Source organism: Micromonospora sp. RB23 (assembly GCF_053585025.1).
The window spans coordinates 5973221-5989272 of record NZ_CM132111.1 but is presented as its reverse complement, the minus strand read 5'-3'; the positions used below and the strand labels follow the sequence as shown (position 1 = coordinate 5989272).

At 72.1% G+C, this 16052-nt stretch carries 16 protein-coding genes; 9 read left to right on the top strand and 7 right to left on the bottom strand.

Annotation, left to right across the window (positions count from 1 at the left end; translation table 11 throughout):
- The first annotated feature begins 94 nt into the window (after positions 1 to 94).
- A complete protein-coding gene (locus ACTFTM_RS27225) occupies positions 95 to 1678 on the top strand; it encodes an MDR family MFS transporter (RefSeq protein ID WP_449563243.1) in 1584 nt (527 codons plus the stop codon).
- A gap of 62 nt (positions 1679 to 1740) precedes the next feature.
- Here the strand turns inward: ACTFTM_RS27225 and ACTFTM_RS27220 are convergent, their stop codons facing one another.
- Positions 1741 to 3570: a tetratricopeptide repeat protein gene (locus ACTFTM_RS27220; protein ID WP_449563242.1), complete on the bottom strand. Its 1830-nt coding sequence runs from the start codon at positions 3568 to 3570 to the stop codon at positions 1741 to 1743.
- 181 nt (positions 3571 to 3751) lie between these two features.
- Here ACTFTM_RS27220 and ACTFTM_RS27215 point away from each other — a divergent pair, with 181 nt between their 5' ends.
- Positions 3752 to 4783 carry an SIS domain-containing protein gene (locus ACTFTM_RS27215; RefSeq protein ID WP_449566745.1) on the top strand — a complete coding sequence of 344 codons (1032 nt, stop codon included), beginning with the start codon at positions 3752 to 3754 and terminating at the stop codon, positions 4781 to 4783.
- A 30-nt stretch (positions 4784 to 4813) separates the two neighbouring features.
- Positions 4814 to 6403, top strand: coding sequence for a histidine kinase N-terminal domain-containing protein (locus ACTFTM_RS27210; RefSeq protein ID WP_449563241.1), 1590 nt, complete (start codon positions 4814 to 4816; stop codon positions 6401 to 6403).
- A gap of 264 nt (positions 6404 to 6667) precedes the next feature.
- Here ACTFTM_RS27210 and ACTFTM_RS27205 read toward each other — a convergent pair whose 3' ends face one another.
- The gene (locus ACTFTM_RS27205; protein WP_449566744.1) at positions 6668 to 8134 is read right to left on the bottom strand and encodes a glycosyltransferase family 39 protein; all 1467 of its coding nucleotides are present in this window, start codon (positions 8132 to 8134) and stop codon (positions 6668 to 6670) included.
- A 394-nt stretch (positions 8135 to 8528) separates the two neighbouring features.
- Here ACTFTM_RS27205 and ACTFTM_RS27200 point away from each other — a divergent pair, with 394 nt between their 5' ends.
- From ACTFTM_RS27200 to ACTFTM_RS27185, 4 genes are read left to right on the top strand one after another with little or no spacing between them, the layout of a single operon-like run.
- The gene (locus tag ACTFTM_RS27200) at positions 8529 to 10241 is read left to right on the top strand and encodes a nitrite/sulfite reductase (RefSeq protein ID WP_449563240.1); all 1713 of its coding nucleotides are present in this window, start codon (positions 8529 to 8531) and stop codon (positions 10239 to 10241) included.
- On the top strand, positions 10238 to 10399 hold the full coding sequence (locus tag ACTFTM_RS27195; RefSeq protein WP_449563239.1) for a hypothetical protein: 162 nt from the start codon (positions 10238 to 10240) through the stop codon (positions 10397 to 10399). The genes ACTFTM_RS27200 and ACTFTM_RS27195 overlap by 4 nt, the downstream gene beginning before the upstream one ends.
- The gene (locus ACTFTM_RS27190; RefSeq protein WP_449563238.1) at positions 10396 to 11157 is read left to right on the top strand and encodes a phosphoadenylyl-sulfate reductase; all 762 of its coding nucleotides are present in this window, start codon (positions 10396 to 10398) and stop codon (positions 11155 to 11157) included. Before ACTFTM_RS27195 ends, ACTFTM_RS27190 begins: the two co-directional genes overlap by 4 nt.
- Positions 11158 to 11168: 11 nt before the next feature.
- Positions 11169 to 11924 carry a sirohydrochlorin chelatase gene (locus ACTFTM_RS27185; RefSeq protein ID WP_449566743.1) on the top strand — a complete coding sequence of 252 codons (756 nt, stop codon included), beginning with the start codon at positions 11169 to 11171 and terminating at the stop codon, positions 11922 to 11924.
- An 85-nt stretch (positions 11925 to 12009) separates the two neighbouring features.
- On the opposite strand, the gene ACTFTM_RS27180 is transcribed toward ACTFTM_RS27185, so the two are convergent.
- Together ACTFTM_RS27180 and ACTFTM_RS27175 are read right to left on the bottom strand one after the other, a co-directional pair.
- Positions 12010 to 12267, bottom strand: coding sequence for a WhiB family transcriptional regulator (locus ACTFTM_RS27180; protein WP_007072794.1), 258 nt, complete (start codon positions 12265 to 12267; stop codon positions 12010 to 12012).
- 447 nt (positions 12268 to 12714) lie between these two features.
- Positions 12715 to 13665: a diacylglycerol/lipid kinase family protein gene (locus tag ACTFTM_RS27175; protein WP_449563237.1), complete on the bottom strand. Its 951-nt coding sequence runs from the start codon at positions 13663 to 13665 to the stop codon at positions 12715 to 12717.
- 43 nt (positions 13666 to 13708) lie between these two features.
- On the opposite strand from ACTFTM_RS27175, the gene ACTFTM_RS27170 reads away from it, so the two are divergent.
- A complete protein-coding gene (locus ACTFTM_RS27170; protein WP_449563236.1) occupies positions 13709 to 14098 on the top strand; it encodes a hypothetical protein in 390 nt (129 codons plus the stop codon).
- A gap of 18 nt (positions 14099 to 14116) precedes the next feature.
- On the opposite strand, the gene ACTFTM_RS27165 is transcribed toward ACTFTM_RS27170, so the two are convergent.
- From ACTFTM_RS27165 to sodN, 3 genes are read right to left on the bottom strand one after another with little or no spacing between them, the layout of a single operon-like run.
- A complete protein-coding gene (locus ACTFTM_RS27165; RefSeq protein WP_449563235.1) occupies positions 14117 to 14524 on the bottom strand; it encodes an ATP-binding protein in 408 nt (135 codons plus the stop codon).
- 32 nt (positions 14525 to 14556) lie between these two features.
- The gene (locus ACTFTM_RS27160) at positions 14557 to 15078 is read right to left on the bottom strand and encodes an N-acetyltransferase family protein (protein WP_449563234.1); all 522 of its coding nucleotides are present in this window, start codon (positions 15076 to 15078) and stop codon (positions 14557 to 14559) included.
- Positions 15075 to 15479, bottom strand: coding sequence for a superoxide dismutase, Ni (sodN, locus tag ACTFTM_RS27155; protein ID WP_449563233.1), 405 nt, complete (start codon positions 15477 to 15479; stop codon positions 15075 to 15077). The genes ACTFTM_RS27160 and sodN overlap by 4 nt, the downstream gene beginning before the upstream one ends.
- Positions 15480 to 15563: 84 nt before the next feature.
- Here sodN and ACTFTM_RS27150 point away from each other — a divergent pair, with 84 nt between their 5' ends.
- The gene (locus tag ACTFTM_RS27150; protein ID WP_449563232.1) at positions 15564 to 15914 is read left to right on the top strand and encodes a S24/S26 family peptidase; all 351 of its coding nucleotides are present in this window, start codon (positions 15564 to 15566) and stop codon (positions 15912 to 15914) included.
- Positions 15915 to 16052: the final 138 nt, after the last annotated feature.

Below are 16052 nucleotides of genomic sequence, written 5' to 3'. Positions count from 1 at the left end.
TTGACCGTGTGCTGGTACCCAACTTACCGTGCGGCTAGTAAGGTGACTAGCCGGGCGGCAAGTAAGTGAGACAAACCTCGGGGGGAGCTTACCCATGACTCAGGCAACCCAGGCCGACGTGCGACCCAATGTACGGGTCGTGCTGTTCGGGCTGATGATCGCGATGATGCTCGCGATGCTCGACAACATGATCGTCAGTACCGCGCTGCCGCGGATCGTCGGCGAGTTCGGCGGCCTCAACCACTTCACCTGGGTGGTCACCGCGTACGTCCTGGGTACCACCGTCTCCACCCCGATCTGGGGCAAGCTCGGTGACCTCTACGGCCGCAAGTCCGTCTTCCTGACCTCCGTCGGCATCTTCCTCGTCGGCTCGGCGCTTTGCGGCATGGCCGGCTCCGGGATGTTGGGCGGGCCCGAGGACGGCATGGTGCAGCTCATCGCCTTCCGGGCTGTGCAGGGCCTCGGCGCGGGCGGCCTGATGGTCGGCGTGATGGCGATCATCGGCGACCTGGTCCCGCCCCGCGAGCGCGGGCGCTACCAGGGCATGATCGCCGGCATCATGGCCATCGCCATGGTGGCCGGCCCGCTGGTCGGTGGCTTCATCACCGACAACCTCTCCTGGCGGTGGGCGTTCTATGTCAACCTGCCGCTGGGCGGCATCGCGCTGCTCGTGCTCATCACCACGATGCACCTGCCGAAGTACCGGACCGAGCACCGGATCGACTGGCTCGGCGCCGGGCTGCTCTCGGTGGGCATCACCGCGATCGTCCTGATCACCACGTGGGGTGGCAACGAGTACGACTGGACCTCACCGCAGATTCTCGGGCTCGCCGCGCTGGCGCTCGTGACGCTGGTGGTGTTCGGCCTGGTGGAGCGCCGGGTTCCGGAGCCGATCCTGCCGCTGACGCTCTTCGCCAACCGCAACTTCGCGCTGATCTCGGTGGTCGGCTTCCTGCTCGGCTTCGCGATGTTCGGCGCCATGAACTTCCTGCCGCTGTACCAGCAGACCGTGCAGGGGGCCTCGGCCACCAACAGCGGCCTGCTGCTGCTGCCGCTGATGTTCGGCATGCTCGTCGTCTCGCTCGCCATCGGTCGGGCGATCACCAAGAACGGCAAGTACCGCGCGTACCCGATCGTCGGTGGTGTGGTGATGGCCGGTGGCATGGCGCTGCTGTCCATGCTCGACACGAACACCAGCAAGCTGACCTCCTCGCTCTACATGGTCGTGCTTGGCGTCGGCATGGGCTTCCTCATGCAGACCTCGATGCTGATCGCGCAGAACAGCGTGGAGCAGAAGGACCTGGGCGCGGCGAGTGGCGCGGCCACGTTCTTCCGGTCGATCGGCGGCTCGTTCGGCATCTCGCTGTTCGGCGCGATCTTCGCCAACCGGCTTGCCGACTCCGCCGCAGGCGCGGCCTTCGGCGGTGAGTCCGGCGGCGGTGCGATGGACCTGGAGAAGCTCAAGCAACTGCCCGCCCAGGCGCGCGAGCTGGTCCTCACCGGCCTGGCCGACGCGATCTCGCACGTGTTCCTGTGGGCCGTGCTGTTCACCGTGGTGATCCCGGTGCTCGCCTGGTTCATCAAGGAGATCCCGCTGCGTACGGCCAACGAGGCGCCGCCGCAGGCGTCTCCGGAGGAGGAGGCCGAGGTCGCCCTCGGCAAGGCCCCGGTGGCCTGACCCCGCATCGACAAGCGCCCCGCCGATCCTCCGGCGGGGCGCTTGTCGCGTGTGCGCGGGGCTCAGCGCCGGTGGGTCAGTCGCTGCCAGAGCCGGCGTAGCGGGTTGCGCGGGCGGGGAACGCGGGATGTCCGCTCGCCGAGCATCCGGGTGGCCAGGGCCGTGGTGGCCGGATCGACGGCAGGGGCGGCCAGCGCGAGGTGGGCCAGCGAGGCCGCGATCGGCACCGGCCGCGTCTGGGCCACGGCCGCCACGTCGGCCAACCGCTCCGCCACCACCCGGGCGACGTCCGGGCGTACCGCAGGGTCCACCCAGGCGGCGGTGACCAGGGCGAACAGCGCCGCCTCGGTGACCCAGTCCTCCACGCCCCAGACCAGGTCGAGCAGCACCTGTCTTCTCGTCGATGAGTCCCAGGGCTCGTCGGTGCGCTGGTGCAACAGTCCCAGGCAGGCCCACACCTGCACCCCGCGTACCCAGATCGACGGGTCCTGGAGGGCTAGCAACCGGCCCAGCGCGTTGGCCGGCGCGGCGGGCGGGTGCACCAGCAGCCCGAGCAGGTCGTCCACGTCGAGGCCGGCCAGACCCACGGCCGCGTCGTAGGCGGCCGGCGGGTGCGGCCACGCCGGTTGGGCCACCTGACCGATCCGCTCGACCGCCGCCGCCGAGGGCGCCGCAAGCGCCGGCGTCGGCAGGTGCCCCGTGAAGGTCCACAGCCGCCGCGCGGACGCGCGCCGGGGCTCGTGCGGGTCCGGCTCGGCCGCGCTCTCCACCTCGACCCGCAGCCCGGGCGCCACGGACGTCGCGGTCCGCAGGGCGCTCGGTGGGGCTGCCGCAGCGAGGCGTACGACGCCGCCGACGCCGTTGTCGTCGTCGGCGACCGCCTGGCGCAGCGCGTCCAGCAGGGGACCGCCGGCCGGCGTCAGTTGCCCGAGCCAGGGCCGCCCACGGCAGCACTGGGCCAGGTCGCCGTGCTCGTGACTGTCGTCCGGGTGGTCACGGATGAAGTCGGCGAGCGCGACGAGGTGGGACACGTCGCCGTCGCGCAGGTGCCGCAGGCGGTGCGTCGTGTGCACCGCGCAGTCGAACGTCGGGTCCCGGGCCAGCGCCCGCTCGGTCCACTCCAGCGCGTCGTCGAGCCGCCCGATGTCCGCCAGGGTGCCGGCGATGTCGGCGTAGACGGCCAGGTCGTCGGGGTCCAGGTCGACCGCCCGGTACAGGGCCGCGAGGGCGTCGCGGGTCCGGCCCGCGCTGCGGTACGCGTACCCGAGCCAGACCTCGCCCATCTTCGACGGCTGGCTCCGTACCCCCCGGCTGGCCCAACGGATCGCCAGCGCGACCTCGCCGAGACGCCGGGCCAGCGCGGACGCCGCGCCCAGCAGCGTCCCGTTCTCCGGATGCACGGTGACGGCGTTGCGGGCCAGCTCGAGGTACGGCGTGAGGGCGGCCCGGCCGGCGCGCGGCACCGGGTCGCCCAGCGCCGCGCAGACCTGCATGAGGACGCGGGCCAGGCGGTCCGGGTCCAGCCGTTCGGCCAGTTCGGGGGCGGTCACCCACGGCACGCCCGCCCACTCGGCGTCGGGTGAGTGGCCGGTCGCGGCGGCGAGGAGTTCCAGCCCTTCGGCGGGGCGGCCGGCGGCGGCCAGCAGGTGGGCGCGGGCGACGACCGCGCCCACGAAGGTGTGGTGGTTGATCGGGAAGAGGTCGAGGCCCCCGCCGTCGGCCGCGGCGAGGTGGGCGAGCGTCTCGTGCACCTCGGGCAGGGTGGGCGCTCGTGCCAACGCGCCGGCGAGGTGGCGGGCGGCGTGGTGGAGGTCACCCTCGCCCAGTGCCAACCGGGCCAGGGCCAGCTCCTCCGTCGCGGAGAGCGCGGGGTTGTCCCTTCCCTCGGGCACGGTGTCCTCTCGTCGCAGTTTCTTGGCGGGGCCAGCGTAGTTGATATTGGGATGATCAAGTGATCAACTGCGCACTACTGCTCGAATAATTGCTCTGACCGACAGAAGAGTGCAAGACTGAGCAGGAAACGCGCGGCAATCGCGCAGGAGGGGAGTGTCCGTGTCACGTGCAGGGTCCGGAATGGCCGCCGACATCGACGAGCAGCCGGCCGGTTACGCCCGCCTGCTCGACACCGCCAACGCGGCGGCGATCGCCCAGGTGGCCTCGGTCGTCGCCGAGCGTCGACCTCGGCACGTCGTCTTCACCGCGCGGGGCACCTCCGACCACGCGGCCCTCTACGGGGCGTACCTGACCGAGATCCGGCTCGGCCTGCCCGCCGGGCTCGCCTCGCCGAGCGTGGTCACCCTCTTCGGCGCGCGCCCCGACCTGTCCGACGCCCTCGTCGTCGGTGTCAGCCAGAGCGGTGGCTCACCCGACCTGGCCGAGGTGCTGCGTGCCGCGCGCGCCTCCGGCGCGCTCACCCTCGCGGTGACCAACGCCCCCGACTCCCCGCTGGTCGAGACGGCCGAGTTGAGCATCGACATCGCTGCCGGGCACGAGCGCGCGGTGGCGGCGACGAAGACGTACACCGCCGAGCTGCTCGCCCTGCTGATGCTGGTGGAGGGCATCCGGGCCGGCGACGGCGCGCTCCCCGCGGCCGAGCACGAGGCGCTCGCCGCGTTGCCCGACCTGGCCGCCCGCACCCTCGCCGACGACACCCCGGCCCAGCTCGCGCCGCGTTACCGCTTCGCCCGCCAACTCGTCACCACCGGCCGGGGGTACGCCTACCCGACCGCCCGCGAGGCCGCGCTGAAGCTGATGGAGACCTCGTACCTGCCGGCGCTCGCCTTCTCCGGCGCCGACCTGCTGCACGGCCCGCTCGCGATGACCGACCCGGAGGTTCCGGTGCTCGCCGTGGTCGGCTCCGGCCCCGGCGGCCGGTCGATGGGCGAGGTGCTGCCCCGCCTCGGCGAGCGCCGCGCCGACGTGGTCGTGGTCGGTTCCGCCGACGTGGCGGGCACCGCGCGGCTTGCCGTCCCCGACGTCGACGAGCGGTACGCCCCGCTGCTGGACATCCTGCCGTTGCAGCGCCTGGCGCTGGCGTTGGCGCTGACCCGCGGCGAGGATCCGGACGCGCCGCGTGGCCTGAAGAAGGTCACCGCGACGATGTGAGTCGGGGCGCGGCGTGGCACCCTGGTCACCGTGTCCACGCTGCGCGACCTCGCCGAGGAGCACACCCACCTCCGTCCGGCCGACATCGACCACCTGCACCGGATCGCCGGTGACTGGCAGTTGCTCTCCGACCTGTCCTTCGCCGACCTGCTGCTCTGGGTGCCGGTCGACGCCGACGGCACGTTCCTCTGCGTCGCCCAGGTGCGTCCCACGACCGCGCCGACCGCGTACCAGGACGACCAGGTGGGCCGGATCATCGGCGGCTCGGAGGTCGCCCACCTGGCGGTCGCCTACTCCCAGGGGCGGATCTGGCGCGAGGGCGACCCGGTCTGGTACGGCGACGTGCCCGCCCGGCACGAGGCGATCCCGGTCCGGCTGCGCACCGCCGACGGCGAGGCCGGCGAGGTGATCGCCGTGGTCGGACGGGACACCAATCTCTCCACGGCGCGGACGCCCAGCCAGCTCGAACTCAACTACCTGACCACTGCCGACGACCTCGCCCAGATGATCGCGGACGGCACCTTCCCGCCGCCCCGGCACCCGGGCGAGACGACGTCCGCGCCCCGAGTCGGTGACGGCCTGGTGCGTCTGGACGCCGGTGGCAAGGTGACCTACGCGAGCCCGAACGCCCAGTCGGCGTACCGGCGGTTGGGTTACGCCTCGCACCTGGTGGGTGAGGACCTGGCGGCGTTGCACCGCCGACTGGCCGGCGATCCGCTGGACGGCACCGAGGCGGCGACCGGGATCCTGGCCGCGCTGCGCGGCGAGGCCCCGCCCCGCCGGGAGATCGACGCCCGCGGGGCCACGATGCTCACCCGGGCGCTGCCGCTGATGCCCGCCGGCGTACCGATCGGCGCGTTGGTGCTGGTGCGGGACATCACCGAGGTCCGCCGTCGGGATCGGGCGCTGATCACCAAGGACGCCACCATCCGGGAGATCCACCACCGGGTGAAGAACAACCTCCAGACGGTGGCCGCGCTGCTGCGGTTGCAGGCCCGCCGGGTGGCCATGCCGGAGGCCCGGGTCGCCCTGGAGGAGTCCGTCCGCCGGGTCGCCTCGATCGCCCTCGTGCACGAGACGCTGTCGATGTCGAGCGACGAGGCGGTCGAGTTCGACGGCATCGTCGACCGGGTCGCCAGCGCGGCGACCGAGGTCGCCGCGACCGAGGTGAGCGTCGGCATGCGCCGTCAGGGCAGCTTCGGGGTACTGCCCGCCGAGATCGCCACGTCGCTGGTGATGGTGCTCAACGAACTGCTGCTCAACGCCGTCGAGCACGGCTTCCCCCCGGCGGACGAGGCCGACGAGCCGGTGCCGGCCGCCTCGGGCATGGTGCCGGTCGCCGCCCCCGAGGTCGATCCGTCACTGCGACCCGAGGTGGTCGTCTCGGCGCACCGGTTCCGCAAGATGCTGCACGTCTCGGTGACCGACAACGGACGCGGGCTGCCGCCCGAGTTCGACGCCGAACGCGGCAGCCGACTCGGCCTTCAGATCGTCCGGGCCCTGGTCACGGGGGAGTTGCGCGGCACGATCGAGCTGCGCGCGGGTGCCAACGGTGGCACCGAGGCGTTGCTGGTCGTCCCGCTGGGCCGCAGCGCGCCGGACGGCCGCTCCCAGGGCTGAGCCGCCCGCTGGCCGGCAGCCGCTTGCGAGCAGCGGACACCAGAATGAGCGTGATGCCGGTGAGTCATCAAGATGACTCACCGGCATCAGGGTCAACGCAGTGGTCCCGGCCGCGCCTCTTGGACGAACAGGTCGTCAGCCGGCGCCGGGTGGGTCCGCCCGCCTGCTGGATGATCGGCGCACCGGCGACGTCGTGCGGCCGGCCTCGTCTCCCGACTGATCAGGCCGGCGGTCGACGCGCAGGTCCGTCCGGTGGCTCGTCGGTCAGCGGCTGGTCAGCAGGGCGACGGTCAGGCCGGGGCGCGGCCAGACCTGGGCGACGGTGAACCGCGCGCGGAGCGCGTCGCCCTTGGCGCCGGGCACGGCCGCCAGCGGATCGGTGTGCCGGCCGGCGACCACGAGCCAGACCCGTGGCGTGCCGGCCAGGCACTGCGCCGGTTGGGGACACTCGGCGGCCCAGAGGTCACCCCGGCGGGCCTCGTCCTCGGTAGCCAGCACATCGCGCGGCGGGTCGTCGAGGTGGTACTCGATGCCGAGGTCGAGGAAGAGCCAACTGTGTCGGGGCGAGTAGACCACCGCGTCCCCGGGCCGCTGACCGTCACCGATCACCCTTGCCGCGCCCGCGTAGTCCACCGGAGCGTTGCGTGGCCACTCGTGGGTCCGCCGCAGCGCGGCCTGGTCGGGGAGGCCGAGGAGCCCGGCCAGGAGCACCACGACGAGCGCGGCCGGCGCGGACACCGCCGCCAGGGCCGCGCCCGCCAGCAGGCACGCGAACGGCACCACGAAGACCAGGTACCGAGGCACCCACAGCGGTACGACAGCGCCGGCCGCGAAGAGCAGCAGGACCGGCAGCAGCACCGCGCTCAGCGGTAGCAGAGCGCGCCGACCGAGCCGGGCCGCGCCCAGCGCGGCGATCCCGACCAGCAGACCGCCCACCACACTGCTCTGGGCCACGCCGCCGGGCAGCGCGGTCAGGTCGTCCAGCCGAGCCAGACCCACCCAGTTCAACTGCCGGGACTGCTGGGTCCGGGCCTTGACCAGCAACGGACCGGCCACCAGTACGACCGGCACCACGGCGACGACCCACCGCCACACCCGCCGGTCCCGCTCGACGGTGGTGTGGTCCCGAGTGCCGACACCGGCATCGGCGGGCCCACGCCACCAGGCGAGCACGACGACCAGCGCGTGCGCGGCGAGCAGCGTCAGCGCGATCAGGTGAATGAGTCCGAGGGCGGTGACCGCGACCGCGTACCCGGTCCAACGGGCCCAGCCGGGCCGCCGCAACGCGGTCACCAGGAGCAGGGTGGCGAGCACCGCGAGCATGGTGGCCAGCGCGTACGGGCGGGCCTCCTGGCCGTAGCGCGACGTGCCGGGGAGCACCGCGAACAGCAGGCCGGCGAAGAGACCGGTGCGCCGGTCGACGAGCCGCGCGCCGAGCACGGCGAGCAGCCCGGCGGCCACGGTCATCGCCAGCACGGCCGGCACGCGCAGGGCGACGGTGGAGTCGCCGACGATCCTGGTCCAGATGTGCATCAGCAGGTAGTACGGGCCGGTGGCGGCGTCGATCGTGTCGGCCAGGCGGGCCAGCTCGGTGGGGGAGCGGGTGGCCGCGCTCCACGTGGCCAGCTCGTCGCGCCAGAGCTGGGCGGAGCCCAGGCCGGCCACTGTCACCGCCAGGGTCAGCAGCGCCGGGGGGAGCCAGACCGGCGGGCGGCGCAGGTGTTCCCACACCGCCCCGCTCGACTTCTCCGACAATCCGCCCACGGGTCCGAGCCTGCCACGGCCCTGCCGCCCGTGGGCGTCAGCTGCGGCAGGCGGTGGCCCAGGTGATCGTCGGCCCGTGATGTGGGATCCAGCACGTGGACATTGGCCGGCCCCTACGCCGTGTGGCAGCATGACTGCATGACCGCCGCTGTCGTCCGCCGCTTCGTGGCACGTCGCCACGTCGACTACGGCCGCGTGCGCAGCGCGATCTGTCCGGCCTACTGACGACGCCCGACCAATCTGTCTCGGGCGCGCTCCGCGCCGGCTGTCTCTGACACCGTTGTCCCGCCCGCTTCGCCGGGCCGGCCGCCGCGCCCCGCGCGTGCTTCGAGGCACAGCAGAGACAACGGAGGACGCCGCGATGGCGGTCAGCAGCATCCCGGCCCGGCCCGAGGACCCGACGGCCCGGCCCGCCCGGCCGCCGCGCCGGCCGCGGGGCGAGGGCCAGTGGGCGCTCGGCCACCGCGAGCCGCTCAACCCCAACGAGCGGATTAAGAAGGACGACGACCCGCTCAACGTCCGCGCCCGTATCGAGAACATCTACGCGCACCGTGGCTTCGCCTCCATCGACCCGCAGGACCTGCGCGGCCGGTTCCGCTGGTGGGGCCTCTACACCCAGCGCAAGGCCGGCATCGACGGCGGGCGCACCGCCGTGCTGGAGCCGCACGAGCTGGAGGACGAGTTCTTCATGCTCCGCGTCCGCATCGACGGCGGCCAGCTCAGCCTGGCTCAGCTGCGGGTCATCGCGGACATCTCCCGGGAGTTCGCCAGGGACACCGCCGACATCACCGACCGGCAGAACATCCAGTACCACTGGATCCGCGTCGAGGACATGCCGGAGATCTGGCGTCGGCTCGAGTCGGTCGGCCTGCAGACCACCGAGGCGTGCGGCGACTGCCCGCGCATCGTCCTCGGCAGCCCGGTCGCCGGGGTGGCCCGCGACGAGCTGCTCGACCCGACCCCGGCAATCGACGAGATCGTCGCCCGGTACGTGGGTGACAAGCAGTACTCCAACCTGCCCCGCAAGTTCAAGACGTCGATCTCCTGGCTGGTCGACACCCCGTACGAGTCGAACGACATCGCGCTCCTCGGTGTCGACCACCCCGAGCACGGCCCCGGCTTCGACCTCTGGGTCGGTGGCGGCCTCTCCACCAACCCGATGCTCGCCCAGCGGCTCGGCGTCTGGGTGCCGCTGGCCGAGATCCCCGACGTGTGGGCCGGCGTTGTCGGCATCTTCCGTGACTACGGCTACCGCCGGCTGCGTAACCGGGCCCGGCTGAAGTTCCTGGTCGCGGACTGGGGTATCGAGCGCTTCCGCGAGGTCCTGGAGAAGGAGTACCTCGGTCGTACGCTGCTCGACGGCCCCGCGCCGACCCTGCCGTCGAAGCCGATCGACCACGTGGGCGTGCACGAGCAGGCCGACGGGCGGCACTACGTGGGCGCCGCGCCGGTGGTCGGGCGGGTCTCCGGCACCCAGCTCGCCCAGTTGGCCGACGTCGTCGAGGCGCACGGCAGCGACCGGGTGCGGCTCACCCCGTACCAGAAACTGCTGGTGCTCGACGTGCCGCCGGCGCGGACGGAGTCGCTCGTCGACGCGCTGCGCGGCATCGGCCTGGAGGCTCGGCCGTCGGCCTGGCGGCGCGGCACCATGGCGTGCACCGGCATCGAGTACTGCAAGCTCGCCATCGTCGAGACCAAGGCTCGCGGTGAGGAACTGGTGGCCCGGCTGGAGCAGCGGCTGCGCGACTTCGACGCGGACATCTCCATCCACATCAACGGCTGCCCGAACGCCTGCGCCCGCACCCAGGTGGCCGACATCGGTCTCAAGGGTCAGCTGGTGGTCGGCCCGGACGGCCGGCAGGTGGAGGGCTTCCAGGTGCACCTGGGCGGCGGGTTGGGCATGGCGCAGGGGCAGACCGCCGGTTTCGGCCGCAAGCTGCGCGGCCTGAAGACCACCGCCGAGGAGCTTCCGGAGTACGTGGAGAGGCTGGCCCGCCGCTACCTGGCCGGGCGGGTCGAGGGCGAGACGTTCGCCAACTGGGTGATCAGAGTCGACGAGGAGGAGTTGCGGTGAGCAGCGAGAACCGAGCGGCACCCCTGTACTGCCCGTACTGCGGCGAGGAGGACCTGCGGCCGCACGAGGCGGGGCACGGCGCCTGGGAGTGCCACGCCTGCGCCCGGGTCTTCTCGGTGAAGTTCACCGGGCTGCTCTCGCGGGCGGTGACCTCATGAGCCTCGTCTCCGCCGCGAGCCTGCGCCTGGTCGGCCCGGGCGCGCAGACGTCGACCGCTCCGGCCGGGCGCAGCCCGGACGAGTTGCGCGCGCTGGCCGAGGACGCCGGCCGGGAGCTGGAGGGCGCGCCCGCGCTGGAGATCGCCCGCTGGGCGGCGCAGACCTTCGGCGACCGGTTCTGCGTCACCAGTTCGATGGCCGACGCCGTCCTGGCCCACCTGGTGTCCCGGGTCGCCCCCGGCGTGGACGTGGTCTTCCTGGACACCGGTCTGCACTTCCCCGAGACGCTCCGCGTACGCGACGAGGTCGCCCGTACGCTGCCGGTGAACGTCCGGTCGATCCGGCCTCGGCTCACCGTGGGGCAGCAGGACGGCCAGTACGGTCCGCGACTGTTCAACAAGTCCCCGGACGACTGCTGCCAGTTGCGCAAGGTGGAGCCGTTGGAGCGGGCCCTGTCCGGGTACGACGCCTGGGCCGCCGGTCTGCGCCGGGACGAGTCGCCGACCCGGGCCAACACGCCCGTGGTGACGTTCGACGCCCGGCGCGGCAGGGTCAAGGTCAACCCGATCGCGGCCTGGTCGCAGGGGGACGTGGACGCCTACATCGCCCGCTGGAACGTGCCGGTCAACGAGCTGTTCAAGCAGGGTTACGGCTCGATCGGCTGCTGGCCGTGCACCCGCCGTACGAAGGCCGGCGAGGATCCGCGCGCCGGACGCTGGGCCATGTTCGAGAAGACCGAGTGCGGGCTGCACGTCTGACCTCGTCGTCGATCACCCCGACCGGCCCGGACGCGGCCGGCGGGGCGGCCCCGGTGGTGCTGGTCGCGCACGGCAGTCGGGATCCGCGAGCCGCCGAGGCCACCCGGGCGCTGGCCCGGGCGGTGTCGGCGGTCCGGCCCGGCCTGTCGGTGTCGGCGAGTTGGCTGGACCATACCGAGCCGGGGCCGACCGAGGTGCTGCGCGGGCTGGCCGAGGCCGGGCACCGGAGGGCGGTGGTGGTGCCGCTTCTGCTGACCGCCGCGTACCACCGCCGGGTGGATATTCCCGCGGCGGTGGCGGCCGCGACGAAGGCCGGACCAGCGCTGACGGTTCGGGTGACCGACGTGCTCGGCCCGGCGGACGGGACGGTGGCGCCAGCCCTGCTGGCGGGGCTTCGTCGTCGGCTCGGCGAGGTCGCTCCGGGCCGCTTCGACGCCCTGGTGCTGGCCGCTGCGGGCACCCGGGACGCGCGTGCGCGTGGTTCGGTGGGCCGCGTGGCTGATGCGCTCGGCGTCGAGTTGGGGGTGCCGTGCCGCGTGTCGTACGCCTCGGCGGCCCCACCGGCGACGGGCGTGGCGGTGACGCGGCTGCGGGCGGCGGGCGCGCGGCGGGTGGCGGTGTCCGCGTACTTCCTCGCGCCGGGCCTGTTCCACGACGCGGTGACCGCGTCGGCGCAGGGGGCCGGGGCAGTGGCGGTGGCGGCCCCGTTGACGGACGCGCCCGAGCTGGCTGAGCTGGTGCTGCGCCGGGTCGACGAGCTGGCCTGACCGCTCGTCCGACCGGAACGGTTCCGGACAGCAGTACGCCCCGGCAGGCGGACCTGCCGGGGCGTACTGCTGTGTCGTTGGGGGATCAGGCGGAGTGAGCGCGCAGCACCCGGAGGCCGCCGCGCCGCTTGACAGCGCGCCGCTCCTCCTCGCTCATCCCGCCCCAGACGCCGGCGTCCTGACCCGACTCGAGCGCCCACTGAAGGCACTGGTCGGTGACGGAGCAGCGCCGGCAGACGGCCTTGGCCTGCTCGACCTGAAGGAGAGCCGGTCCGGACGTCCCAATCGGGAAGAACAGCTCCGGGTCCTCGTCGCGGCAGACAGCATGGTGACGCCAGTCCATGGCGGCAACACTCCTCATTCTGGATGGGTGGCAATTTATTGCGGGTAGTGCTTTTCCTATATGCATCCGCAGTGCCTATGGTGACCGTTCGCGTCCGACCATTCGGCAGTGCGTGAGCAGGCAGTCAGCCCCGGGGACCTGCTGGAACAGCTCAACCTGTCGAGCATATCCAGGCAATGTCCCGGTAACTCAAGTTCGCTTGTGAATACTTTCACGAACGCTCGCGATGTCAAGGGTGACGCTCGGAAAAACTCCGCGCGGTGAGCAAGCCCACAACCCATTTGTCCGGGTTCCAGTACCTTCCTGGTTACCCGCCGTGCCACAGCCGAGGATCAATATAGTACAGTCCGCGTGACATTGCTGACATTTCCGGCACCTGCCCCTCGGTGTGGCGGCACCAGCCGTTGCGGTTGCGGCGCCGCGTCGACCAAGGGCAGTACCCGAGACCTAGCAGATTACTCTGAGTGCGGCCGGAATGGAGGTGAATCTGACCTTCTCCCGCTCACCAAGATAGTCGCCGTCGAGCTGGAACGCCTGCGGGCGGCTGGAGACCAGGGTGAACTCCGCAGTGTCATGGAGTCGTAACACCTGACGTCCGTTCGGATCTGGCCGCCGGGACATGAATTGAGTGACTGTCCGTGTTGTGCTAGCCACCCGGAGCTGACGCAGGGCCAGCACGTCCAAGCCGAGGTCGAACGACGCCTCCGGATTCGGGTTGACCTCCCGATCACCCAGGTACGTCCAGGGGGCGGTGTTCTGGATGATGACGGTGGCCAGCTCGTCCTCGGCCGCCTCACCGGGCCGCTCCAGGCTGATCGCCGGATGCCGCCGGTCCGAGGCGAAGAAGTACTGGCTCATGATCGAGCGGAAGTAGAGACCGGGCGTCGAGACCCGCCCCTTGCGGCGGGCCTGCTCCACCCGGTGGATCACGGCGGCGTCCAGCCCGAACCCGGCGCAGAAGGTGAAGTAGCGGTCGTCCGCGAGGCCCAGCCCGACCGTGCGCTGCCGGCCCAGGCGCAGCCCTTCCAAAATCATGCTGGTCGCGTCGGGCCACTCCCGGGGCAGACCCAAGGCGCGGGCGAACACGTTCGTGGAACCGCCCGGAACGGTGGCCAGCGCGGGCAGCCGCTGCGCCATCGACGCTCCATCGGCACCGGCCGGCGGCTCGGCCGTCATCAGGCCGTTCACCACCTCGTTCACGGTGCCGTCGCCACCCAGGGTGACGACGAGATCGACGCCCTCGGCGGCGGCCTCCCGGGCCAGGGCCATGGCGTGCCCCCGGCGGCGGGTGTAGCGCACACTGAGGTCGACTTCGCTGCGCAGCGCGCGGACAAGCACGTCTCGGCTGCGTTCGCTGGTGGTGGTGGCCTTCGGATTGACCACCAGGACGGCCCGCATGGGCGGCACTGTACCTCTCGGTAGCACAGGTATCGTGGCGCGCGTGACCATCGACTCGGCCCGGATTCCCGGCACGCTTCGCTGGGCGGCGCGGCTGCTGTGGGCGGAGGCGGTCGCCGTCGGTCTGATCGCGGTCTGGTTGGTCTGGGCCGACCTGACCGCCACCACCACCGACCTCGCGTCGGCGTTGCTGGTGACCGCCTTTGCCGTCGGGGCGGCCGTCGCACTCTGGGCCCTGGGCCGCGCGCTGCTGCGCCGCCGGGCCGGCGCACGGGCCCCCGCGATCGTCCTTCAGCTGATGCTGCTGCCGATCGGCTGGTTCATGATCCAGGGCGGGATGGGCTGGTTGGGCGTACCGCTGATCGCGCTCGGCCTGGGCGTCGGCTGGCTGCTCGTCAGTCCGCCCACGACGAAGGCCCTCGGCTTCGAGTGACGCCGCCGGGCGGGTCGGTCAGTAGCCGCCGGAGCGGCGGGTCAGCAATGAGATGGTCGCCCGGCCGTCGGCGGCCGTGGCAGACGCCGACGTGGTCAGCGCGGTGAGCACCTTCCAGGCGAAGGACGACTCGGCGGGCAGCGTGGCGCCGCGGACGGTCGGGACGGTCACCTCGACGGTCAGCGCGTCGTTGGTGACCGAGAAGCGACACTCCAACTCGGCGTCCCGCGTGGCGATGGCGAGCAGCATGGCGCACGCCTCGTCGACGGCGATCCGCAGATCCTCGATCTCGTCGAGCGCGAACTGCAACCGGGCCGCGAGGCCGGCGGTGGCGGTGCGGAGCACGCCGAGGTAACCGCCGTCGGCGGGCACCGTGAGGTGCACCACGTCGTCGTCGGTCGCTGGCTGGCTGGTCAGTTGAGTCACGGCTCATCCCCCCGGTCGGGGACTCTACCCGGTCAGTCGCCCGGGTGCGTCTCGGCGGCCTCCGCCTGAGTGGCCAGATCCCGCAGGGCGTCACCGCTGAGTCGGTACGGAACCCACTCGTTCAGCTGCTGGGCGCCGATCGAGGCGTAGAAGCCGGCGGCCGGATTCCACTCGATCATCCACCACTCGAGCCGTTGGTAACCCCGTCGTACGCAGATCTCGGCCAGCGCGGCGAGCAGCAGTCGGCCCGCGCCGGTGCCCCGGGCGGACGGGGAGACGTAGAGGTCCTCCAGATAGATGCCGTGCACGCCGGCCCAGGTGGAGAAGTTGAGGAACCACAGGGCGAAGCCGACCGGCACGTCGTGCTCGTCGACCGCGACGTGACCGAAGAGCGCCGGGGCGGTGGTGAACAGCGCCGAGGTGAGCTGCTCCTCGGTGAGGTGGCACTGGTCGGGGGCGCGTTCGTACGCCGCCAGTTCGTGCACCATGGCGACGACGGCCGGTACGTCCGCGGGACGTACCGGCCGGATCGTCGGGGTGACCGGGTTGGTCACGCCTTCTTGGTCTCCCAGAAGATCTTCGCGATCTCGTCGATCTTCGCGAGGAGCTGGTCGGCCGTGGCCGGGTCGAGGCTGCCCTTGACGCCGCCGGCGCCGGCGAGCTTGGTGGCCTCGTTGAACAGGGTGTGCAGGTTCGGGTACTTCTCGAAGTGCGGAGCCTTGAAGTAGTCGGTCCAGAGCACCCACAGGTGGTGCTTGACCAGCTCGGCGCGCTGCTCCTTGATGATGACGGCCCGGGTACGGAACTCCGGGTCGGTGTTGGCCTGGTACTTCTCGCAGATCATTTTGACCGACTCGGCCTCGATCCGGGCCTGGGCCGGGTCGTAGACGCCGCACGGCAGGTCGCAGTGAGCGCTCGCGGTGACGCGAGGCGCAAGGATGCGCGGAAGTCGCATCGGGATCCTCCATGGGAAGTTTGCGATGATCAAAGGCGACATTACTCCTGAGAGTGCTCCCCGAACGGGGTGGAGGTGAAACCAGTGGGCGCCGATCACCCGGGTGAGCCGCCTCGCCTGCGCGGCCCGCTGACGGCGGTGGCGGTGACCGGCCCGTCCATGGCACCGACGCTGCGGCACGGTGACGCGGTGCTGGTCCGCTCGGGCGGGCGTCCGATCCGACCCGGGGACGTGGTGGTCGCGGTCTTCCGGACGCGGCCGGAACTGCTGGTCGTCAAGCGGGCGGTCCGGCCGCAGGACGGCGGTTGGTGGCTGCGTGGTGACAACGAGTTGATCACCGACGACTCCCGGGCGTACGGCGTGGCCGACGTGCGCGGCCGGGTGGTGGCCCGCTACTGGCCACGCCCCGGACGGGTGCCTCGCCGGCTTATATGACCCTGCTCACATCCGAGGGGCAGTGTCGACACTATGCTCGGAAAGTGCCCGGGTGACCCCCCGCGCCGCGTGCCATCGCTCGCCGCCCACCTCGCGGCCGGGCCCGCCGCCTCACATCTGCTCGACAGATCCTGGAGT